The following is a 21,001-nucleotide window of genomic DNA, read 5'->3' on the forward strand; positions in this document are numbered from 1 at the left end:
CCACTCACTGGAAGTCCCGCGAGCGGGTGCGGACGGACAGCGACAGGTGCTCGATGCGGTCCGCCACCAGGTTGACCACCCCGTCGGGCGAGCGCTCGAGGATGCCCCGGACGATCACCGCCGGGGACTCCCGCGCCACCCGGCGGAAGCGCCCCCAGACCCCGACGCTGCAGATGACGTTGACCAGCCCGGTCTCGTCCTCGACGTTCAGGAACGTGATGCCGGAGGCCGTCGCCGGACGCTGCCGGTGCGTCACGATCCCGCCGACCTCGACCCGTCGTCCGGTCTCGGCGGTCGCGGTGTCCTGCACGCTGAGCACCCGGCGGGCGGCGAGCCGGTCGCGCACGTGCCGGACGGGGTGGTCGTCGGTCGTCATGCCCGTCGACCACATGTCGGCGATGAGCACGTCCCCGCTCGTCATCTGCCCGAACAGCGGCGGCTGCACGAACACCTGCGTGTCCGGCAACTGGTCCGGACGCTCGGCGGCCGCCTGGGCAGCCGACCACATCGCACCGCGGCGGTCGATGTCGAACGGGGCGAAGGCGTCGGCGGCGGCGAGGGCCTCGAGCTGCGGCGTGGTGAGCCCGACCCGCCGGGCCAGGTCCGACATGTCGCGGAAGGGACCGTTGGCGTCCCGCTCCGCGACGATCTTCTCGGCGCTCTTCCGACTGAGCGACGCGACCTCGGCGAGCCCGAGCCGCACGGCGAAGGCACCGTCGCGTCGGTGGCTCGCGGTGTCGTCGGGGAGCGCCTTGTCGAAGGGCAGCACCGGTGGCTGCTCGGCGGCCAGGCACGCGTCGGCACCGGCACCGGCATCCCCGTCCGGCAGCGGTTCGAGCGTGGCGTCGACCCCGGACCGCAGGATGTCCGGTCGCAGTACGCGGACGCCGTGCCGCCGGGCGTCGGCGACCAGGGTCTGCGGTGAGTAGAACCCCATCGGCTGCGCCCGGAGCAGTGCCGCCAGGAACGCCCCCGGGTAGTGCAGCCGCATCCACGCACTCGCGTAGACGATGAGGGCGAAGCTGATCGAGTGGCTCTCCGCGAAGCCGAAGTTCGCGAACGCCTGGATCTTCGCGTAGATCGCGTCGGCATCCGCACCGTGGATGCCGTTGTCCGCCATCCCCGTGTAGAGCTTGTCGCGCAGCCGGTCGATCTTCTCGTGCCCGCGCTTCGACCCCATCGCCCGTCGCAGCAGGTCGGCGTCGTCACCGGAGCAGTTGCCGACCGCGATCGCCATCTGCATCAGCTGTTCCTGGAACAGCGGGACCCCGAGGGTGCGTTCGAGCACGGGTTCGAGCGCCGGGTGCATGTACGTGATCGGTTCCTCGCCCGTGCGCCGGCGGATGTACGGGTGCACCGCGCCGCCCTGGATCGGCCCGGGGCGGACGAGTGCGACCTCGATCACCAGGTCGTAGAACCGCCGCGGGAGCAGTCGGGGCAGGGTGCCCATCTGCGCGCGGGACTCCACCTGGAACACCCCGATCGTGTCCGCGCGGCAGAGCTGGTCGTAGACCCCCTGTTCCTCCTTCGGGATGGAGTGCATCTCCCAGCGCTCCCCACAGTGCTCTGCCGCCAGGTCGAACGAGTACTGCAGGGCCGCGAGCATGCCGAGCCCGAGCATGTCGAACTTCACGAGCCCCATGTAGGCGCAGTCGTCCTTGTCCCACTGCAGCACGGTGCGGCCGTCCATCCGGGCGTGCTCGATCGGCACGACCTCGCCCACCGGGCGGTCGGTCAGCACCATGCCGCCGGAGTGGATGCCGAGGTGCCGCGGGAACCCGAGGACGTCGCTCGCGAGCCCGACGACCGCCGGCGGGATGTCGTGGTCCTGGCTCTCGGTCACCGACCCCCACCGCTCGACCTGCTTCGACCAGGCGTCCTGCTGCCCGGGGCTGTGGCCGAGCGCCTTCGCCATGTCGCGCACCGCGCCCTTGGGCCGGTAGGTGATGACGTTCGCGACCTGGGCGGCGTTGTGCCGGCCGTACTTGGCGTACACGTACTGGATCACCTCTTCGCGGCGGTCCGAGTCGAAGTCGACGTCGATGTCGGGTTCCTCGTCGCGCATCGCCGACAGGAACCGCTCGAACGGCAGCCCGTACCGGATCGAGTCCACCGCGGTGATCTCGAGCAGGTAGCAGACCGCCGAGTTCGCCGCCGAGCCCCGCCCCTGGCAGAGGATGCCCCGACCGCGGGCGTACTGCACCATGTCGCGCACGATCAGGAAGTACCCCGGGAAGTTCTTCTCCTCGATCACGGACAGCTCACGCTCGATGCGCTCCCGCTTGCGGGGATCGACGCCGTCGGCGCTGCCGGGGTAGAACCGCCGGGCACCCGTCCACGTGAGCTCGCGGAGCCACGACATCGCGGTGTGTCCGTCCGGGACGTCGAGGTCGGGCAGCCCGGGCTGCACGGTCTTCAGCCGGAACCCGAGCTCGTCGGCGAGCTCCACGGTCCGCTCGATCGCGCCGGGGTAGCGCCCGAACCGTCTGGCCATCTCGGCACCGGAGCGCAGGTGGGCGGTGTCGGCGGCCGGCAGCCAGCCGTCGATCTCGTCGAGGCTGCGGCGGGCGCGCACCGCAGCGAGCGCGGTCGCCACCGGGAACCGGTCGGGGGTGGCGTAGTGCACGTTGCCGGTGGCGACCAGGGGCAGCGCGTGCTTCGCGGCGAGGGTGGCCAGGGCGTCGTTGCGGGCGCTGTCGAGCGGGTCGCCGTGGTCGAGCAGCTCCACGACGACGTTGCGGCTGCCGAACCGGTCGAGCAGCACCCGGAGCGCGGTCTCGGCGGCGGACTCGCCACCCTGCTCGAGGGCCTGCCGCACGGAGCCCTTCCGGCAGCCGGTGAGGACCCGCCAGTGCCCGTCCGCCCGCGCGGCGAGGTCGTCGAGGTCGTACTGCGGGCTGCCCTTCTCGGACCCGGCGGCGAGGTGTGCGCTCGTCACCGCGCCGGCGAGCCGGTGGTAGCCGTCCTGGCCGTCGGCGAGCAGGAGCAGGTGCGAGCCCTCGGGGTCGGGCACACCGTTCTGCGGTTCGGTCAGCCCCAGGGACAGCTCGGTGCCGAAGACGGTGCCGACCTGCGGGTACGACTCGGCGACCTCGGCCATCCGGGCGGCCCCGTAGAAGCCGTCGTGGTCGGTGAGCGCGAGGGCGTGCAGTCGGAGCCGAGCGGCTTCTTCGAACAGGTGCTCGGGCTGGCTGGCGCCGTCGAGGAAGCTGAAGGCCGAGTGCGCGTGCAGTTCGGCGTACGGCACCACGGGTCCGCCGTCGGTGTCGAGCGGTGACGGGACGTACGGCTCGCGCTTCCGCGACCACGCGGGGCTGTCGCCGCCGTCGCCGTCGTGCGCCGTGCCCGGGCTCCGCTTGTCGGACAGCGCGCGCTCGAACTGCGACCACGGGATGGGTGGGTTGCTGTAGCCCATCAGGTCACGCTCCTGTCGGTGGTGGTGGTCGGGGTCACGTCGCGATCGCCTCTGCCCACCAGCGGTGGTCCGCCAGCACCAGGTACCAGGCGCGCCCCTCGGCGTCGACGAGCTGCAGCCGGTGCAGGCGTCGGCCGCCGGACTCCCACCACCGGACGACGAGCGGCCACGGACCCGCCCATGCCGTCACGGCGGAGAACCCGCCGCCCCGGCCGCCCTCGGCGCGGAACCGGTCGGGTGCGCCGGACAGCACGCCGCGCTCGTCGACGTCGACGCTCGCACCGCCGGCGGCGACGACGTCGACCGGTCGGGGGCGCTCGAGCACGGTGGCGGGGGGCGGGCCGGGCAGCTTGCCGGGCCACGGTCGGTCGCGGACGGTCGCCAGGGCTCGCTCACCGCCGGCGGGTGCGTCGCCCCACGGCACGAGCACCACGCGCTCGGACAGGGTGCGGCCCCCACCGATGCGCGGACTCACCACACCGTCGTGGCCGACCATGCCCTGGATCCGGGCGAGGCCGTGGTGCACGCGCTCGTCCGGGCCGGAGCCCCACAGCCCGCGCTCGTGGTTCGCCATGTCGTCGACGGCGACCGGCTCGAGCACGACCGAGGTGACCGGCGCCTCGAGCCCGCTGGGGTCCACCCCGCCGGCGAGCTGCCACCGCACCCGGTCGACCACGTCGGCGGCGTCGAACCAGCGCGGGTGCGCCCAGGTCCGTTCGAGCAGGATGTCGCGCTCGTCGACGATCCCCACGCGGATGGTCGTCGCCACGAGCCCCGCGGCCCGGAGTCGCTCGGCGAAGTCGTCGGCGGAACGCCGGAACGCGAACGCGATCTGGTCGGCGCGGTCCAGCGGGGGTTCGAACGACGCCTCGACCCGGAGTTCCGGCGGGATCTCCCGCGCCGCGATCTCGCGGGGGTCGCGGCCCCCGGCCAACCGGTGCAGGAACGCCCCGGCCACGCCGAAGCGGTCCCGCACCTGTTCGTCGCCGAGTGCCGCGAAGTCGCCGAGCGTGGTGATGCCGAGCCGGTCGAGCACCGTCGTGAGGTCGGGGTCGCCGAGCACGCCGAGCGGCAGGTGCGCGAGGAAGTCCGCCGATCCCCCGACGGGCACGAGCCGCACCCGTTCGCCGGGACGCACCGGACGGGCCCGGGCGGCCTGGTCCGCCGCGAACGGGGTGTCGGCCACCCCGGCCCGCACCGCGGGGGCGCCGTGGTCGGCCGCGATGCCGGCGAGGGTCGCCGCCGCCGCGCGCTCACCGCCGTAGTACCGGGCCGGCCCGCGGGCACGGAGCGCGAGGGTGCCCGGCCGCAGCACCTCGACCCCCGGGACAGCCGCCTCGACCGCACGGATGACGGGCTCGAAGGCGCGGTGGTCGAGGGCGTCGTCGTAGGGCTGCACGAGGAGCTCGGGGCACCGCGCCTGCGCCTCACGCACGCGGAGCCCCCGCACGACGCCCTGCTCACGCGCGGACGCAGAGCTCGCGAACACGAGCCCCTTCGCGGTCAGGGCGAGGGGTTGCTCCGGCGGGGTACCACCGGCCCGAGCCGCCGCGATGACCGGCCAGTCCGGGCACCAGAGCACGATCGTCCGGGTCGGGGGTGGTTCGGGCAGTGCCGCTCCCCGCGTGATCGCGTCGGTCCGGACGCGCCCGGAGGCGATCACGACGCCACCGCCACGGGCCGCAGCACGCGGGTGTCCCCGGAGCCCACCGTCGGCACCGGTGTGGCGGCCCGGACCGCACCGTCGGCCGCGGGCAGGAGCAGCTCGGCGGTCGCCGGACGCACCGCGCCGGCACGCCCGGTCGCGGTCACGGTGGCCCGGCGCTCCGTCAGGTGGCCGTGGCCCTGACCGATGCCGCTCCACGTCGAGGACGTGACCCGCAGCGTGACGTCCGCCCCGGGCCAGGAGCCGAGCGCGACGAGTGCGCCACCGCGCTGTCGCAGGCGGGCCGACAGCCGTGCCACGTCGCCCGGCACGACCCGGCCGAGCGGTCGGGTGAGGACGATCTGGGCGACGTCGGCCATCGCCGCCGTCACGGCGAGCCACTGGTCACCCGGATCGGGGACGAGCACGAGCCGTTCGAGGTCGATCCCCGCGGCGGCGGCGGCTTCGATCCCGAAGGACGGCACCCCGACGACCGCACACCACGCCCCGGCTGCCGAGGCCGCCTGCAGCATCGTGATCGCGAGCAGCACCGACTCGGGGACGGCGTAGGTGCCACCGACCCGGATCGCGCCGCCGGGCAGCAGGGGTTCGAGTGCCGAGGCGGTGGGGAGCCCGGCGGTGTCGACCCGCGTGGACTCCATGTCGGCCACCCGGGACCGCAGGGACGTGATGCGGTCGAGCGCGGCCCGGGCATCGCTCAGGTGGTCCGGCCCACGGCGCGCACCGCCACCGCCCGCACCGCTGCCACCGCGTGCAGCACCGCTCCGCCCGCCCCGGTCCGGGGTGGGCGACCGGAGTGCCGCCGCCGTCTGCATGCCCTCATATTCGAACATGTGTTCGATGATGTCAATCGCGTCCGACATCCGTGGACAGTCCTGGTCGAACACGTGTTCGGATCAGGGCATCAGCTCACCAGCTGGCGACCGCCCCGACCCCGCCGAGCACCGACCGCGTCTTGGTCTCGACCTCGTCCGCCTCGTCCGCGGGCACCGACGACCAGGTCACCGCTCCCCCGGCTCCGAGGGTCCGAGAACGCACCTCTCCCGACTCGTCGAGCACGGTCACGAGGCTACGGATCGCCACCGACAGGTCGACCGCCCCGCTCGCCGAGAAGTAGCCGATCGCGCCTGAGTACACCCCGCGCGGCGCCCCCTCGAGCCGGTCCGCGATCGCCGTGGCACTGCTCTTCGGCGCGCCGGTCATCGACCCCGGCGGGAACGCCGCGTGCACCACGTCGGCCCGCGACGTCCCCGGCGGCAGCACCGCCCCGATCGTCGAGACCAGCTGGTGCACGCTGGCGTACGTCTCGACGGCGCACAGCCGCTCGACGTGCACCGACCCGGGCACCGCGGTCCGCAGCAGGTCGTTCCGCAGCAGGTCGACGATCATCACGTTCTCGGCGCGGTCCTTCGGGCTCGCCGCCAGGTCGTCCCGCGCAGCCGCGTCCGCCACCGCGTCGGCGAGCCGCCGCCGCGTGCCCTTGATCGGCTCCGCGAGCACCGCTCCGGCCGCGTCGATCCGCAGGAACCGCTCCGGTGACCGGCTCGCCACGCGCAGCGGGCCGAGCCGCAGGAACGCGCCGAACGGCACCGGGTCGGCCGCCCGCATCCGCAGGTACTCGCCCAGGTGCGGGTCCGTACCGGGGCCGCCACGGGCCTCCAGTCCGACCGCGAAGGCGGTGGTGAGGCAGACCTGGAACGCGTTCCCCTCGCGGATCTCCGCGCGGCACGCGTCGACCGCCCGCTCGTAGGCGGCGCGCGTGACGCGCCCGGTCGCCGTGGACACCCCGGCCGGGAGGCCCGCGGCCGCGTCCACGACGCCGACCGACGTCGCGGGGATGGGCACCTCCTCGAGCCACGCGCGGTTCCGCGCGCTGGCCGCCGGTTCCGCGTCGGCGACGAGCGCGAGCGCCCAGGCACCACCGGTGTGGTCGACGACGACGGCTCGGTCGACGAACCGCAGGTCGGCGTCGGCGTGCCCGTCGGCGGTCCGGTCCGGGCCGCCCGACTCGCGGCCGAGCTCGTAGCCGAGGAACCCGACCCAGCCCAGCGCGAACCCGAACCCGACGACCGGCTCGGGCAGGCTGGGCGTGCGTCGGAGCAGGTCCGCCAGCACCGCGAAGGCCGGACGCTCCTCGGACCGGGCGGGCCCGAACCACTCCTCGGCGGGCGCGGCGACCGTCAGGTGCGCGCGACGGTCCTGGTGCCGGAACCGGGCGGCGAACGGCCCGTCCGTCCACGCCAGCACGGAGAAGCGCGCCCGGGGCCGAGCCGTGGCGGGAGCACCGTCGGGCAGGCCGGAGTCGAGCCACACCAGGTCCCCGGCGACCTGCGCCGCCAGGGCCGCGAGGTCGGGGACCGGGTCGAGTCGGCGGACCTCGACGCGGACGCCGGGGTCGGGGGTGCTCAGATCGCGGCGATCGTCCATGCGGCGGCGTGCGAGGCACCGGGCGCGAGCACCACGAGGCCGCGGTCCTCGCCGTCGTTGAAGGCGTCGGGGGCGCACGTCATCGGCTCGACGGCGAGACCGGCGCGGTGGTACTCGGGGACGACGTGGTCGGCGGTGTGCACCTGGGCCCAGCCGCACTCCGGCCCGAAGGTCGCACGGACCCCGCGACCGTCCGCCGCCGTGACCGCGATGGTGGCGAGGCCGGCGGCGTCACGGTCGAAGCAGGTGAAGGCGTGGTCGATGAACCGGTCGCCGATCAGCGTGGGCGTGCGCAGGTCGAACTCGTCGTGCACGGGGACCAGGTCGGTCGGGATGAGCCGGTCCGGCGTCACCTCGAGCACCTGGGCGGCGGGGAGCGTCAGGGTCCAGTCGTCGACGGTGCCGGTACCCGCGACGAGGTACGGGTGCGGGCCGGTCCCCCACGGTGCGTCCTCGGCCCCGGTGTTCGTCCCGGTGATCGTCGTGTGCAGCCCCTCGGCGTCGAGCCGGTACTCCACGGTGACCTCGACGCGGTACGGGTAGCCCTGCTGCGCCTGGACGGTCGTGGCGAGCACCACGTGGTCGTCCGCCTGCTCCTGCACGCGGAAGTCCGTCCACGCGACGAGTCCGTGCAGGGCGTGGTGCCGTGCGGGCTCGGTGAGGGCCAGCTCGTGGTGGACGCCGCCGAAGGAGTACTCGCCGTCGACGATCCGGTTCGGCCACGGGGCCAGGACGGCACCGCGGAAGACCGGGCGGACCTCGTCGGCGTCGAACGGGACGACCAGGTCTCGGCCCTCGTGCCGCAGGGTCCGCAGTGTCGCTCCGACGGTGGCGATGTCGGCCGTGTACCCGGCGGAGGTGATCGTCAGCGGGGACCCGGACAGCGGCGCGTCGTTGCTCATGCGCTCAGCGTATCGGGCCGCCGAGTCCCGCCGGGTGCACGAAAAACCCCGCCGTTCCGAGGAACGACGGGGTTGAGGGTGGATCTGAGGGGACTCGAACCCCTGACCCCCTGCATGCCATGCAGGTGCGCTACCAGCTGCGCCACAGACCCAGATCGTGCTGCTTCCGTACCAACCGGTTCCCCGGAGGCACCATAGAAGCGTACACCATGCGAACGCCGGGCAACGAAATCGAAGCCGTCACCCGGGCGCGTCGCTGATCAGGCGGTGTGGTCCACCGGGAGCTCGAGCGGGATCGTCGGGCAGTCGGCCCAGAGACGCTCGAGCGAGTAGTACTGGCGGTCTTCGTCGTGGAAGACGTGCACGATGATCTCGCCGAAGTCGATGAGGACCCAACGGCCCTCGGTACGGCCTTCGCGGCGGAGCGTCTTGGCACCGAGCTCGAGGAGGCGTTCCTCGACGGCATCGGCGATGGACTGCACGTTGCGCTCGTTCCGACCGGTTGCGAGCAGGAACACGTCCGTGAGCTGCAACGGCCCGGTCACGTCGAGAGCGACGAGGTCCTCGGCCTGCTTGGCGTCGGCCGCGAGTGCTGCGGCCTGCACGAGTTCCAGTGCGCGAGTGGAGGCGGTCACGGATTCCTTCCGGTCGTCGAACCGACGGACAGCCGGTTCGCTTGATGGGTCACGATCATAAGCCACCCCGCCGACAGCGGCCAGGCCAGGGTCGGCGGGGTGGTGGAGAACGGACGTCGAGGACGGCAGCGGTCAGCCGCCGAACGCGTGGGTGGTGAGCAGTGCGGTGATGATGACGCCGGCCGCGGCCAGCCCGACCGCGCCGACCGTCACACCGAGGATCAGCGGCGTGCGCGACTCCTTCGGCTTGGCGGCGGCGAGCACGACCTGACGGGTCGAGGTGTGGCTGGACACCGCGCGGCTGGCCCGCACCGGGCTGGCGTCGGTCTCGGGCTGCTCGTCCTGCTGCTCGAGCAGGCGGTCGACCTCGGCGCCGTCGATCGGCCGGTGCGACCCCGTCGACGACAGCGACGCCGGCAGGTCGATCGATCCGGTCAGGATCACCTCGCCCGTCGCGTTGAGCGCCCCGGTGGGGTCGGCCAGGGCCGAGTTCGGCAGGATGATCGCGTTCGTGTTCGTCACCGCGACGCGGCGGGTGCCCGTCTCGGCGTCGTGCACCTCGGAGTCGTTCGAGTCGTGCGCCTGCTGCGACCAGTGGCCGGCGGGCGGCGCGAAGGCCGTGGTCACCGGCTTCGGCTCGGTCGGACGCTGGAACGCCGCGGGGACCTTCGGGGCCTCGGTCGCGGGCTCGGGCAGCGGCACCTCGTTGGTGTCGTCGTCCTCGGCGTCGAGCGAGAGCGGGAACACCGCGGGGGTCGCCGCGGCGGCGTTCGTCGGGATCGGCACCGGCGTGACGGCGGGCTGCGACCCGGCAGCGGGAGCGGGAGCGTCCTCGGCAGACCGATCCGGAGCGTCCTCGGACGACTCGTCCGCCGGGGCGACGTCGGTCGTCTCGTCCGCCGGGGCGTCGTTCACCGGCGCATCCGACTCAGGGACGTCGGTCTCCGGCGCATCGGACTCGGGGACGTCGGTCGCGGACGCGTCGGGCTCGGTGACGTCGGCGGGCGGTGACCACGTCGACCGGTGACGGCGGGGCTCCTCGGCGTGCGCAGCGGCCTCGTCGAGGGGCTCGAGCGCGTCCGGGGACCCGTCGGCCTCGGTGGCCTGGGCGACTGCGGCCTGGTCGAGGACCGTCGGGGCAGCGGGCTGCTCGTCGTGCGCGGCCTCGGCGTCCGGAGCGCTCTGCGGCGCGGCGGAGGGGTCGATCGTGTCCACCGACCCGAGGACGTCCTCGACGGTGCGGTCGGACGACTGGGGCGTGGGGTTCTGCAGCGGGACTGGCAGGACCGCCTGGCGCTCGGCGGCACGGAGCTGCCGGATCTGCCGACGGGTGAGCCCACCGCTGCCGGGGACGATCTCGGTCGCGGAGGCCGGCGGGAACGGCGGCACACCGGCCGCGGGTGCCGACACCGGGACGGACGCGGCGGACCCGGGGTCGGTCTGCGCCGATGCCGGCGCGGACGACTGGGCGGGGCCACCGGGGGCCGGGGCGACGTGCGACCCCGGACGGCGACGGGACTCGGGGGTCTCGGCGGCGGGTGCGGCGACGGTCGGGGGCGGCGTCGCGGGCTGCGAACCGGCCGCGGCGGCACGCTCCCGCTCGCGCGCCTGGCGCCGCGACAGGGGCGGCTGCGCGTCGGACGAACTCATGCAACGCTCCGATACAGATGGTGCTTGGAGATGTACTGGACGACACCGTCGGGAACCAAGTACCAGACGGGGAACCCCCGTCGAACCCGGTCACGGCAATCCGTCGAGGATATGGCCAGTGCAGGGACTTCGAGCAAGCTTACGTCCCGCTCGGGCAATCCGGTGAGGCTCAAGGCGTGTCCCGGACGCGTCACGGCCACGAAGTGCGCGAGGTCCCAGAGACCATCATGGTCTTTCCAGTCGACGATCTGCTGAACGGCGTCTGCGCCCGAGATGAAGACGAGCTGGGTATCCGGTCGCTGTTCGTGCAGGTCCCGCAGGGTGTCGACCGTGTACGTCGGCCCCGGGCGGTCGATGTCCACGCGGCTGACGGTGAACATCGGGTTCGACGCGGTGGCGATCACGGTCATCAGGTACCGGTGCTCGGCGTCGGTGACGTCGGACTTCATGTACGGCTGTCCGGTGGGGACGAAGACGACCTCGTCGAGGTCGAAGGCCCGCGCCACCTCGGACGCCGCGACCAGGTGCCCGTGGTGGATGGGGTCGAACGTGCCACCCATCACGCCGATGCGTGGCCGTCCGGTGGTCTCGAGCATCGAGTGGTCGGTCAGATCTTGGTGTGACCGAACTCGTCGACACCCGTCTCGTGGTGGCGGGTGGCCTCGAACTTCTGCGAGTGGCGGTAGGCCACGTCGCGGAAGCTCCAGGTCACGAAGCCGAGGAAGATGAAGAAGAGGGCGCCGACCATCGGGAACACGAACGCGGGCGCCCCGGAGGCGTGCTCAGCAGCTTCTGCGAGGAGGGTCATCGTTCGTGCTCCGTTCGGTCGGGGAAAGACGCCGTTCAGTCTAGCCGCGGATCTGCCCGGACCCGCGCACGATCCACTTCGTGCTCGTGAGCTCCGGCAGGCCCATCGGACCGCGCGCGTGCAGCTTCTGCGTCGAGATGCCGACCTCGGCACCGAAACCGAACTCGCCGCCGTCGGCGAACCGGGTCGAGGCGTTCACCATCACGACCGCCGAGTCGACGGTCGCCAGGAACCGTTCGGCGGTGTCGACGTCGTTCGTGACGATCGACTCCGTGTGGTGCGTCGACCACCGGGCGATGTGCGCCATCGCCGCATCGACGTCGGGCACGACGCGGATCGACAGGTCGAGGTCCATCGACTCGGTCGCCCAGTCGTCGTCGGTGGCGCGGAGCACCCCGGGCACGATCGCCCGCGTGGCGTCGTCGCCGCGCAGCGTCACACCGGACGCCCGCAGCCGGTCGGCCAGCAGCGGCAGGAGCCGTTCGGCCGCGGCCTCGTGCACCAGGAGGGTCTCGAGGGCGTTGCACACGCTCGGCCGCTGCACCTTGCTGTTCAGGACGATGTCGACCGCACGCTGCTCGGGCGCGGACGCGTCGAGGAACACGTGCACGACGCCCGCACCGGTCTCGATGACGGGCACCTGCGACTCGGTGACGACGGTCTGGATGAGCGCGGCGCTCCCCCGTGGGATCAGCACGTCGACCAGGCCACGTGCCCGCATGAGCTCGGTGGCACCGGCGCGGCCGAACTCGTCGATGGTCTGCACCAGGTCGCGGGGCAGCCCGACCGACTCGACCGCGTCCTGGATCCGGGCGACGAGCACGGCGTTCGTGTGCTGGGCCGCCGACCCGCCGCGGAGCACGACGGCGTTGCCCGACTTGAGCGCGAGGGAGGCGATGTCGACGGTGACGTTCGGGCGTGCCTCGTAGATGGCCCCGACGACACCGAACGGCACGCGCACCTGGGTGAGCTGGAGTCCGTTCGGCAGCTGCGACCCGCGCACGTGCTCGCCCACGGGGTCGGTCAGCCCGACGACGTGTTCGACCGCGGCGGCGAGGGCCTCGATCCGGACGGGGTCGAGTCGCAATCGGTCGAGCAGCCCGGACGAGAGTCCGCCGTCCTCGCCGGCGACCAGGTCGTCGTGGTTCGCGGCGACGATCTCGTCGGTCGCGGCACGCACCGCCGAGGCGATCGCGCCGAGGGCGGCGTCCTTGACGGCGGTCGTCGCGGTCGCGAGCGCCGACGAGGCGGTCCGTGCCGCCACGAGCTTGTCGGTGAGGGTCGGGGCGGGCGCGATCGACGACATGGACCGATTGTAGGTCCGCCCCTCGGTTCGTGACGGGCGTGCCGGGCGCTCGCCGTGCCTCCAGGCCCGGTCCGCCGCTCCGAGCGGGCATGACACGTCGTCACCCGCCTGCCGAGCGGTCGCAGATCGTCGCTCCGCGCCGCCCATACCGACGGTTCCCGACCGTTCGACGGCGTCCCGACGGGGAGTCGCGACCGCCTGGAGGCCCGGCACCGGTCCCCGGGACCGGCGCCGGGCCTCCAGGCGGTCGCGCCCACCCCGTCAATCGGTCACGACACGTCGTCCTGCGCCATGCGAGCGGTCACAGACCGTCGCTCCGCGACGCCAGCGCCGACGGTCTCCGACCAGTCGGCACCGTCCCGACGGCGAGTCGTGACCGCTCGCTGCCACCGGCGCGACGCGGCGCGGCGCACTGCCGACTGCGTCAGGGACGCGGCGCGGCGTGGAACCAGGTACCGAGGTGTTCGCCCGCCAGCGCGCGGTCGACCAGCGCCGTGTCGGTCACGAGCACCGCGGTGCCCGCCTCGGCCGCGAGCCGCGCGGCGGCGACCTTGGTCCCCGCTCCCCCGGTGCCGACGCCGGCGGTGCCGATCGAGCCGAAGGTGACCCCGGCGAGCTCGTCGCCGAACGGCACCTCGTCGATGCGGGTCGCGCCGGGCTGCTCCGGCGGTGCCGTGTAGAGCGCCTCGACGTCGGAGAGCAGCACGAGGGCGTCGGCGCCGAGCAGCCGGGCCACCAGGGCCGCGAGCCGGTCGTTGTCGCCGAAGCGGATCTCGTGCGTGGCGACGGTGTCGTTCTCGTTCACGATCGGCAGCACGCGCAGGGCGAGCAACCGGTCGATGGCGCGCTGGGCGTTCACCCGGTGCGTGGGGTTCTGCAGGTCACCGGCGGTGAGCAGGATCTGCGCCGCGACGACACCGTGCCGGTCGAGTTCCTTCTGGTACCGGAACATCAGGACGTTCTGCCCGGTGGCGGCCGCGGCCTGCTGCGTGGCGAGGTCGTCCGGCCGGCCCTCGAGCCCGAGGAACGGGAACCCGGTCGCGATCGCACCGGACGACACGAGCACGACCTCGGTCCCCCGCCCGTAGGCGGCAGCCAGCGCGTCCACCAGGGGGCCGATCTGGCCGGCGGCGTCACCGCTGACCGAGGACGAGCCGACCTTGACGACGATCCGCCGCGCACGCGGGATGTCCTCGCGCCGTGTGACGGGGCCGAGGTCGGTGCGGGCGGTCGTGTCGGTCATGCCGCGGTCAGTCCTTCTGGTCGCTGGTCTCGATCTGGTCGCCGTCGAACTGGTCGCCGGTGCCGAGCTGGTCGCTGGTCACCACGTCGTCGTCCACCCAGAGCCCGGAGACGCGCTCCTGCTCGAGCTCGGCACGGGCGGCCGCCTTGGCGTCCATCCGCTCGAAGTACTCCTCGCGCCGCTCGTTGCGGGTCGGACGCGCCGTCGCACCGATGCGCGCGTCGGTGCCACGGGCGCTCGTGATGAGCTCCGCGGTCGACGTGAGCGTGGGCTCCCAGTCGAACACCATGCCGCCGTCGCCACCGATGACGACGGTGGAGCCGGCGACGGCTCCGGCCTTGAACAGGCCGTCCTCGACGCCGAGCTTCGCGAGTCGGTCGGCCAGGTAGCCGATCGCCTCTTCGTTGGTGAAGTCGGTCTGCTGGACCCAGCGCTCCGGCTTGGCGCCGCGGACGCGGTAGAAGCGGTGCTCCTCGCCGCCCTCGGCGCGCACGGTGAACGGCTTCTCGTTGACGGAGCGGGGGCGGAGCACGATGCGCTCCGGGACCGGCTCGGCAGCACGGGCGGCGCGGGCCTGCTCGACGATGTCGGCCAGGGCGAACGTCAGCTCGCGGAGCCCCTTGCGGGAGGCCGTGGAGATCGGGAAGACGCGGTAGCCGCGGCCCTCGAGCTCGGCGGTGACGAACTCGGCGAGCTCCTGCGCCTCGGGCACGTCGATCTTGTTCAGGGCGATGAGCTGCGGGCGCTCGAGCAGCGGCACCTGGCCCTCGGGGACCGGGTAGCGCTCGAGCTCGCCGAGGATGACGTCGAGGTCGCTGATCGGGTCGCGGCCCGGGTCGAGCGTGGCGCAGTCGATGACGTGGAGCAGCGCCTCGCACCGCTCGACGTGGCGCAGGAACTCGAGACCCAGGCCCTTGCCCTCGGACGCGCCCTCGATCAGACCGGGGACGTCGGCGACGGTGAAGCGGGTGTCACCGGACTCGACGACACCGAGGTTCGGGGTGAGGGTCGTGAACGGGTAGTCCGCGATCTTCGGCTTGGCGGCGGAGACGGCCGCGATCAGCGAGGACTTGCCAGCGCTCGGGAACCCGACGAGGGCCACGTCGGCGATGGTCTTCAGCTCGAGGCTGATGTCCCCCGCCCAGCCCTCGGTGCCGAGCAGCGCGAAGCCGGGGGCCTTGCGCTTCGTGGTGGAGAGCGCCGCGTTGCCGAGGCCGCCCTGTCCACCGGGGGCCACGACGACGCGCATGCCGGGCTCGGTGAGGTCGGCGATGACCTCGCCGGACTCGTCGTACACCACGGTGCCGACGGGCATCGGGAGCTCGAGGACCTCGCCGCTGACACCGCTGCGGTGGTCACCCATGCCGGGCTGCCCGTTCTTCGACGAGCGGTGCGGGGAACGGTGGTAGCCGAGCAGCGTCGTCACCTGCGGGTCGGCCACGAGCACGATGTCGCCGCCGTCACCGCCGTTGCCGCCGTCGGGCCCGGCGAGGGGCTTGAACTTCTCACGGCGGACCGACACGCAGCCGTTGCCGCCGTGCCCCGCGCTGAGGTGCAGGGTCACGCGGTCGACGAAGGTCGCCATGGGTCCACTCCAGGTGTTTCGTTGTGCCGACGGGATCGTCGGCGGGAAAAGCGAAGGAGGGGCGGGCACTCGGCCCGCCCCTCCAGCTGCAGTCGTTCGAACGACTACGCGTTGACGATGTTGATGACCTTGCGGCCACCCTTGGTGCCGAACTCGACCGAACCGGACGAGAGGGCGAACAGCGTGTCGTCGCCACCGCGGCCGACGTTGGCGCCCGGGTGGAAGTGCGTGCCGCGCTGGCGGACGATGATCTCGCCGGCGTTGACGACCTCGCCACCGAAGCGCTTCACGCCGAGGCGCTGTGCGTTCGAGTCACGACCGTTGCGAGTGGAACTCGCACCCTTCTTGTGTGCCATGAGTTGACTCCCTTACGCGATCTTGGTGATCTTGACGCGGGTCAGCTCAGCGCGGAAACCCTGGCGCTTCTTGTACCCGGTCTTGTTCTTGAACTTCTGGATGATGACCTTGGGACCACGGAGGTCGTCGAGCACCTCGGCGGTGACGGTCACGTTCGCGAGCTCGGAAGCCGCCGACGTGATCTTGTCACCGTCCACGAGGAGCACGGGGGCGAGGTCGATGTTGCCCTTGTCGTCCGCCTTGGCACGGTCGATGGTCAGGATGGTGCCGACCTCGACCTTCTCCTGACGGCCGCCGGCGCGCACTACTGCGTAAACCACGTGGAAATCCTTACGTAACTCTGCTTGAGGGAAGTCTCGGGTGCCCACTTCTGCACGAGCGGCTCCCGGAAGGCCGGGCCCGATCGGCGACGCAGGCAGAACGGCCCGCTGACACCAGGGACCGAGAATACTCGATCACCCTGGGTCCGGTCAAACGGCGACACCCGTACGATTGCACGGTGACCGTGTTGATCGACCCACCGACGTGGCCCGCCCACGACACACTGTGGTCGCACCTCGTCAGTGATGAATCCTACGCGGAACTCCACGCGTTCGCTGCGCGGGCCGGTGTGCCGCGCCGTGCGTTCGACCACGACCACTACGACGTCCCGCTCTCGCGGTACGACGAACTGGTGGCCGCTGGCGCCTCGGCCGTGACCGGACGCGAGCTCGTGCTGCGGTTGATCCGCAGTGGGCTGCGCGTGGCACAGCGGGACAAGCGCGGCACCTGACCGCGCGTCCGGACCCCCGGGAGGCGCGGCGTGCGTCCGCCCCGCCCGGCACCGCCCACGGTGCACCGCCGGCTCGCAGGGCCGCGCGAACGGGCTCAGCGGGGCGCTGGACCGCCCCAGGGGTTCGCCGGGGGCTGCTGCTGGTCTGGGCGTGGCCCGGCGCCGTACTGGCCGCCGTACTGGCCGTGGGGGTCGGGCTGCACGCGCCCCTGCCCGTACGGTGCCGGCGGCTGCTGCTGTGGCTGCTGTGGTGCCTGCGGCTGGATCGTCGGGGGTGGGACCGCGTCGGCGGGTCGGACGGTGCCCGGCATCCCCGGGGTCGTCGACGAGCCACGTCCGCGGCGCGGCCGACCGAGCCAGAGCCAGGCCGCCGTGGCGGTCGCCAGGAGCATCACGGTGAACGGCAGACCGTTCTGCAGCGGCCGCGTGAGCACGTCGATGACGAGCTGGGAGCCGCCGGCGGTGGTCGCTCCGAACGAGCCGGTGAACACCCCGACGAGCATCAGGGCCACCGTGCCCGCGGCGCCGGCGAGGACCACGCGGAGCAGGAGCCTCGGCAGCGGGCTGCGGCGGTCGATCGGCGTCAGGAACGCCAGGGCCAGGAACGCGCCGACGTAGTACGGGAACGGTGCCACGAAGACCCCGGTCGTGAAGCTGCCGAGCAGGCTCGTGCCGGCACCGTAGTGCCGGAACGGACTCACCACGAGCGAGGCGCCGAGCAGCCCGAAGAGCCCGGACACGAACTCGACGAGCACCAGGGCCACCACGGCGATGAGCGCACCGGCCGTGTTCGTCACCGAGGCGCCGGGCGCGAAGGCCCGGCGCGGGTCGGCCGGGGCACGGGGCGGCCGCGGCGGGGCGTACGGCGCACCGGCACCGGGCTGACGCCCGTACTGCGGCACACCGCCCTGCTGCGGCGGCACCGGGCCGCCGGGCTGCTGGGCACCCGGGCCGGGCGGTGCGGGCTGGGACCAGCCCGCACCGTAGTACCCACGCTGCTGCTGCGGGTCGCCCGGGTTCGTCACGTCAGTTCCCCAGGATCACTGCGCCGTCGGAGCCGTCGGCGTCGTCGGTCGACTCCTCCGTCGGCGTGGCGGGAGCACTGATGCTCGGCGAGGAGACCCGGCGGGAGCGCGAGCGCCCCTGTCCGGGCTGCTTCGGCTCCGGGAGCGCCTGGAGCACCGAGTCGAGCAGGGACTCGGCGTCCGGGGCGACCGCGCGGGGCTCGCGCTTGGGCGCCGCGGCGATCGGGATGTCCAGGATCGCGACGGTGTTGTCGGTCGGCGTCACGGTGGCGCTCGAGCTCACGCGACGGCGGGCCGGGGCCTTCGCCTTCGGTGCGGCTGCGGGCTCGGTGACGGCCGGAGCAGCGACCTTCGGCGCGCGAGCTTCGGACTCGACGATCACGGCGGGCTCAGCGGTGACCGACGACCCCGGCGCGTCCGACTGCTCGGCGGCGGGTGCCTGCGGCGCATCGGTGGCCCGAGCGTCGGCAGCGGCCTGCTGGTCGCCGCTCTGCTGGTCTCCGCTCTGCTGCTCTGCCCCGCGGCCGCCACGGCCACGGCGACGACGCTTCGAACCGGTCGACTGCTCGCCACCCGTGCTGTCCGGGCCGGTCGACGCGTCGGCCGACGACGGTGCCGTGGCCTCCGTCGCGGTCACGGCAGCCGCTGCGGCCTCTTGCTCGTCGTGCGACAGGGTCGATGCGGCGATCCGCGACAGCGCGTTCTTCACGTCGTCGGTGATCTGGTGCGCCTGGCCGGAGGCACCGTTCGACTGCCCCGAGGAACCGGAGTTCCCCTTGCCGCCGTTGCCGTTGCCGTTGCCGTTGTCGGATCGGCCGTTCTCGTTGCCGTTCCCGCCGCGGCCCTTGCGACGGCCCTTGCTCGGGCCCGGGTCGGCGTTGTTGTCGTTGATCTTCGCGTTGACCTCGTCGAGGGACTCGCGCAGGCCGACACCGATCTTCTTGCGGGTCATCTGCACGAGGCCGAGCGAGGTGATCTCGGCGACCTGGTGCTTCGTGCGGTCACGGCTCAGGCACTCGACCAGGCGGCGGAGCACGAGGTCGCGGTTCTCCTCGAGCACCATGTCGATGAAGTCGACGACGATGATGCCGCCGATGTCGCGCAGGCGGAGCTGGCGGACGAGCTCCTCGGCGGCCTCGAGGTTGTTCTTCGTGACCGTCTCTTCGAGGTTGCCCCCGGAACCGACGAACTTGCCCGTGTTGACGTCGACGACCGTCATGGCCTCGGTGCGGTCGATGACGAGCGAACCACCGGACGGCAGCCAGACCTTGCGGTCGAGCGCCTTGTCGATCTGCTCGTTGAGGCGGAACTCCTCGAAGGAGTCGGGGCCCTCGTACCGGACGACGCGGTCCTTGAGGTCCGGGGCGACGGCCGACAGGTACTCGTCGATGGTGCCGCCGGCGGCCTCGCCGTCGATGATCAGCTTCGTGAAGTCCTCGTTGAACACGTCACGCACGATCTTGATGAGCAGGTCGGGCTCGGAGTGCAGCATGACCGGCGCGTGACCACCGGCGACCTTCTTCTGGATGGCCTCCCACTGGCTGGTCAGGCGCTGCACGTCGCGGGTGAGCTGCTCCTCGGTCGCACCCTCGGCAGCGGTGCGCACGATGACGCCCGCGTGCTCCGGCAGGACCTCCTTCAGGATCTTCTTCAGTCGGGCACGCTCGGTGTCCGGCAGCTTGCGCGAGATCCCGTTCATCGAGCCGTTCGGCACGTAGACCAGGTAGCGACCCGGCAGCGAGATCTGGCTGGTGAGGCGGGCACCCTTGTGGCCGACCGGGTCCTTCGTGACCTGCACGAGGACCTTGTCGCCCGGCTTGAGCGCTGCTTCGATGCGGCGACCGTGGTTGCCGGTCTCGACGGAGTTCCAGTCGACCTCACCCGCGTAGAGCACGGCGTTGCGACCACGACCGATGTCGACGAACGCCGCCTCCATCGAGGGCAGGACGTTCTGCACCTTGCCGAGGTAGACGTTGCCGATGAGCGACACGTTCTCGGACTTGGTGATGTAGTGCTCGGCGAGGATGCCGTCCTCGAGCACGCCGATCTCGATCGTCGACGAGCTGGAGCGGACGATCATCTGGCGGTCGACGCTCTCGCGGCGGGCGAGGAACTCGTCCTCGCTGACCACCTGGCGGCGGCGTCCGGCATCGCGGCCGTCACGACGGCGCTGCTTCTTCGCCTCGAGCCGGGTCGAGCCCTTGATGCGCTGCGGCTCGGTGATGAGCTCCGGCTCGCGGCGGCGCGGCTCCTGGTGGTCGCGCGGCTCGCGGGCCTCGCGGTCGGCGCTCGAACCACGGCGACGCGAGCGACGGCGCGAGCCGCCCTGGTCGTCGCGGTCGTCACGGTCGCGGTCGCGGTCGAAGCGGTCCTCGCGGTCGTAGCGGTCGTCCTCGTCGCGGTCACGGTCGCGGTCGCGGTCACGCTCGAACCGGGGCGCGCGCTGCGGCAGCTCCGGCAGCACCGGCGCGTGGAAGATCAGGCTGAGCGTGCTCGTGGCCTTCGGCACGAACGGCTCGTCGGCGGGTGCGGCGTCGCCGCTCACCTCGGCCGTCGGTGCGGCGTCGGCCGGACGGGAGGCGCGGTCCGCGTCCGCCCCGTCGGTCGCGGTGGCCGACCGGTCGCCCGTCACGACCGGCAGGTCGCCGGTCAGCGTGCTCACGTCGTGCGGCTCGGCACCGCTGTCGGCGACCGCCTCGACCGCGACGGAGACCGCCCCGGTGTCGGTCGGCTCGACGGGCGACGCCGGCGATGCCGGGGAGTCGGGCGAGTCCGGCGAACCGGGAGAGTCCGGCGAACCGGCCGACGCGACGCTGGCCGCGGGACGGGCGTCAGCGCCGCCCGTCAGCGCGAGGGTCTCGTCGGCGTGGGGTGCCTGCTCGGCGCCCCCACGGGCCTCCTGGCCGGACGACCGGGCGCGGCGACCGCCGAACAGGCGGCTCCGGCGCTTCGGCGCGTTCTCGTCGTTGGTCGTGTTGTCGTTGTTCTGCTCCACCATGGACTGGTGCACTCCTCGGCCCCACTCGCACCCTTTCGGGTGGCGGGAATTCTGTGTCGTGGCGGGCGGCGTCGACGCCCCCGCGCTCGCTGTCTCGTGATCGGTCCGCGTCAACTTCTCGTTGCGTCCGCGCCCGTTCCGGTCCGGGCACCCGGCCCGTTCCGGCTCGGCATCGGAGTGACGCTGCCCGACCACAGTGCGCTCTCACCGCA

17 protein-coding genes and 1 tRNA gene are annotated in these 21,001 nt (G+C 72.9%); 1 reads left to right on the forward strand and 17 read right to left on the reverse strand.

The window, feature by feature from the left end:
- Nucleotides 1-4: 4 nt before the first annotated feature.
- From DEJ05_RS03035 to rplU, 15 genes are all read right to left on the reverse strand, one after another.
- Nucleotides 5-3,415, reverse strand: coding sequence for an error-prone DNA polymerase (locus DEJ05_RS03035; protein ID WP_111109704.1), 3,411 nt, complete (start codon nucleotides 3,413-3,415; stop codon nucleotides 5-7).
- 34 nt (nucleotides 3,416-3,449) lie between these two features.
- Nucleotides 3,450-5,078: a DNA polymerase Y family protein gene (locus tag DEJ05_RS03040; RefSeq protein ID WP_111109705.1), complete on the reverse strand. Its 1,629-nt coding sequence runs from the start codon at nucleotides 5,076-5,078 to the stop codon at nucleotides 3,450-3,452.
- Complete coding sequence (locus DEJ05_RS03045; RefSeq protein ID WP_181440633.1) at nucleotides 5,075-5,914, reverse strand: hypothetical protein; 840 nt, start codon at nucleotides 5,912-5,914, stop codon at nucleotides 5,075-5,077. Before DEJ05_RS03045 ends, DEJ05_RS03040 begins: the two co-directional genes overlap by 4 nt.
- A gap of 76 nt (nucleotides 5,915-5,990) precedes the next feature.
- Nucleotides 5,991-7,508 (reverse strand): anthranilate synthase component I family protein, encoded by a 1,518-nt coding sequence (locus DEJ05_RS03050; protein ID WP_111109706.1) that lies wholly within the window; start codon nucleotides 7,506-7,508, stop codon nucleotides 5,991-5,993.
- Nucleotides 7,487-8,410, reverse strand: coding sequence for an aldose 1-epimerase family protein (locus DEJ05_RS03055; protein WP_111109707.1), 924 nt, complete (start codon nucleotides 8,408-8,410; stop codon nucleotides 7,487-7,489). The genes DEJ05_RS03050 and DEJ05_RS03055 overlap by 22 nt, the downstream gene beginning before the upstream one ends.
- Before the next feature lie 79 nt (nucleotides 8,411-8,489).
- A tRNA-Ala gene (locus DEJ05_RS03060) sits at nucleotides 8,490-8,562 on the reverse strand.
- A 108-nt stretch (nucleotides 8,563-8,670) separates the two neighbouring features.
- A complete protein-coding gene (rsfS, locus tag DEJ05_RS03065; protein WP_027464721.1) occupies nucleotides 8,671-9,045 on the reverse strand; it encodes a ribosome silencing factor in 375 nt (124 codons plus the stop codon).
- Between the two features lie 132 nt (nucleotides 9,046-9,177).
- Nucleotides 9,178-10,695: a hypothetical protein gene (locus tag DEJ05_RS03070; RefSeq protein WP_111109708.1), complete on the reverse strand. Its 1,518-nt coding sequence runs from the start codon at nucleotides 10,693-10,695 to the stop codon at nucleotides 9,178-9,180.
- Nucleotides 10,692-11,291, reverse strand: a complete 600-nt coding sequence (nadD, locus tag DEJ05_RS03075; protein ID WP_111109709.1) for a nicotinate-nucleotide adenylyltransferase — start codon at nucleotides 11,289-11,291, stop codon at nucleotides 10,692-10,694. The genes DEJ05_RS03070 and nadD overlap by 4 nt, the downstream gene beginning before the upstream one ends.
- 11 nt (nucleotides 11,292-11,302) lie before the next feature.
- Nucleotides 11,303-11,503, reverse strand: coding sequence for a hypothetical protein (locus DEJ05_RS03080; protein WP_035807661.1), 201 nt, complete (start codon nucleotides 11,501-11,503; stop codon nucleotides 11,303-11,305).
- Between the two features lie 40 nt (nucleotides 11,504-11,543).
- On the reverse strand, nucleotides 11,544-12,809 hold the full coding sequence (locus tag DEJ05_RS03085; protein ID WP_111109710.1) for a glutamate-5-semialdehyde dehydrogenase: 1,266 nt from the start codon (nucleotides 12,807-12,809) through the stop codon (nucleotides 11,544-11,546).
- Between the two features lie 424 nt (nucleotides 12,810-13,233).
- Entirely contained in the window at nucleotides 13,234-14,052 is an 819-nt protein-coding gene (gene proB / locus DEJ05_RS03090) for a glutamate 5-kinase (protein ID WP_217499638.1), read from the reverse strand.
- A 7-nt stretch (nucleotides 14,053-14,059) separates the two neighbouring features.
- The gene (obgE, locus tag DEJ05_RS03095) at nucleotides 14,060-15,637 is read right to left on the reverse strand and encodes a GTPase ObgE (RefSeq protein ID WP_111109711.1); all 1,578 of its coding nucleotides are present in this window, start codon (nucleotides 15,635-15,637) and stop codon (nucleotides 14,060-14,062) included.
- Nucleotides 15,638-15,741: 104 nt separating this feature from the next.
- Nucleotides 15,742-15,993, reverse strand: coding sequence for a 50S ribosomal protein L27 (rpmA, locus tag DEJ05_RS03100; RefSeq protein ID WP_017885976.1), 252 nt, complete (start codon nucleotides 15,991-15,993; stop codon nucleotides 15,742-15,744).
- A 12-nt stretch (nucleotides 15,994-16,005) separates the two neighbouring features.
- Nucleotides 16,006-16,314 carry a 50S ribosomal protein L21 gene (rplU, locus tag DEJ05_RS03105; RefSeq protein WP_027464715.1) on the reverse strand — a complete coding sequence of 103 codons (309 nt, stop codon included), beginning with the start codon at nucleotides 16,312-16,314 and terminating at the stop codon, nucleotides 16,006-16,008.
- A gap of 179 nt (nucleotides 16,315-16,493) precedes the next feature.
- Here rplU and DEJ05_RS03110 point away from each other — a divergent pair, with 179 nt between their 5' ends.
- A complete protein-coding gene (locus DEJ05_RS03110) occupies nucleotides 16,494-16,766 on the forward strand; it encodes a DUF4031 domain-containing protein (RefSeq protein WP_111024157.1) in 273 nt (90 codons plus the stop codon).
- 95 nt (nucleotides 16,767-16,861) lie between these two features.
- On the opposite strand, the gene DEJ05_RS03115 is transcribed toward DEJ05_RS03110, so the two are convergent.
- On the reverse strand, nucleotides 16,862-17,791 hold the full coding sequence (locus DEJ05_RS03115) for a hypothetical protein (RefSeq protein WP_111109712.1): 930 nt from the start codon (nucleotides 17,789-17,791) through the stop codon (nucleotides 16,862-16,864).
- Nucleotide 17,792: 1 nt separating this feature from the next.
- The gene (locus tag DEJ05_RS03125) at nucleotides 17,793-20,789 is read right to left on the reverse strand and encodes an Rne/Rng family ribonuclease (protein WP_181440634.1); all 2,997 of its coding nucleotides are present in this window, start codon (nucleotides 20,787-20,789) and stop codon (nucleotides 17,793-17,795) included.
- Nucleotides 20,790-21,001 lie beyond the last annotated feature (212 nt).

Source organism: Curtobacterium sp. MCLR17_045 (genome assembly GCF_003234405.1).
Lineage (GTDB): Bacteria > Actinomycetota > Actinomycetes > Actinomycetales > Microbacteriaceae > Curtobacterium > Curtobacterium flaccumfaciens.

Bases quoted from the DNA above. Each gene is read 5' to 3' on its own strand.
- DEJ05_RS03125 (WP_181440634.1), bottom strand. From the start codon at position 20,789: ATGGTGGAGCAGAACAACGACAACACGACCAACGACGAGAACGCGCCG.
- nadD (WP_111109709.1), bottom strand. From the start codon at position 11,291: ATGCTCGAGACCACCGGACGGCCACGCATCGGCGTGATGGGTGGCACG.
- DEJ05_RS03070 (WP_111109708.1), bottom strand. From the start codon at position 10,695: ATGAGTTCGTCCGACGCGCAGCCGCCCCTGTCGCGGCGCCAGGCGCGC.
- DEJ05_RS03080 (WP_035807661.1), bottom strand. From the start codon at position 11,503: ATGACCCTCCTCGCAGAAGCTGCTGAGCACGCCTCCGGGGCGCCCGCG.
- DEJ05_RS03055 (WP_111109707.1), bottom strand. From the start codon at position 8,410: ATGAGCAACGACGCGCCGCTGTCCGGGTCCCCGCTGACGATCACCTCC.
- obgE (WP_111109711.1), bottom strand. From the start codon at position 15,637: ATGGCGACCTTCGTCGACCGCGTGACCCTGCACCTCAGCGCGGGGCAC.
- DEJ05_RS03035 (WP_111109704.1), bottom strand. From the start codon at position 3,415: ATGGGCTACAGCAACCCACCCATCCCGTGGTCGCAGTTCGAGCGCGCG.
- DEJ05_RS03045 (WP_181440633.1), bottom strand. From the start codon at position 5,914: ATGTTCGAATATGAGGGCATGCAGACGGCGGCGGCACTCCGGTCGCCC.
- rpmA (WP_017885976.1), bottom strand. From the start codon at position 15,993: ATGGCACACAAGAAGGGTGCGAGTTCCACTCGCAACGGTCGTGACTCG.
- proB (WP_217499638.1), bottom strand. From the start codon at position 14,052: ATGACCGACACGACCGCCCGCACCGACCTCGGCCCCGTCACACGGCGC.
- DEJ05_RS03085 (WP_111109710.1), bottom strand. From the start codon at position 12,809: ATGTCGTCGATCGCGCCCGCCCCGACCCTCACCGACAAGCTCGTGGCG.
- DEJ05_RS03050 (WP_111109706.1), bottom strand. From the start codon at position 7,508: ATGGACGATCGCCGCGATCTGAGCACCCCCGACCCCGGCGTCCGCGTC.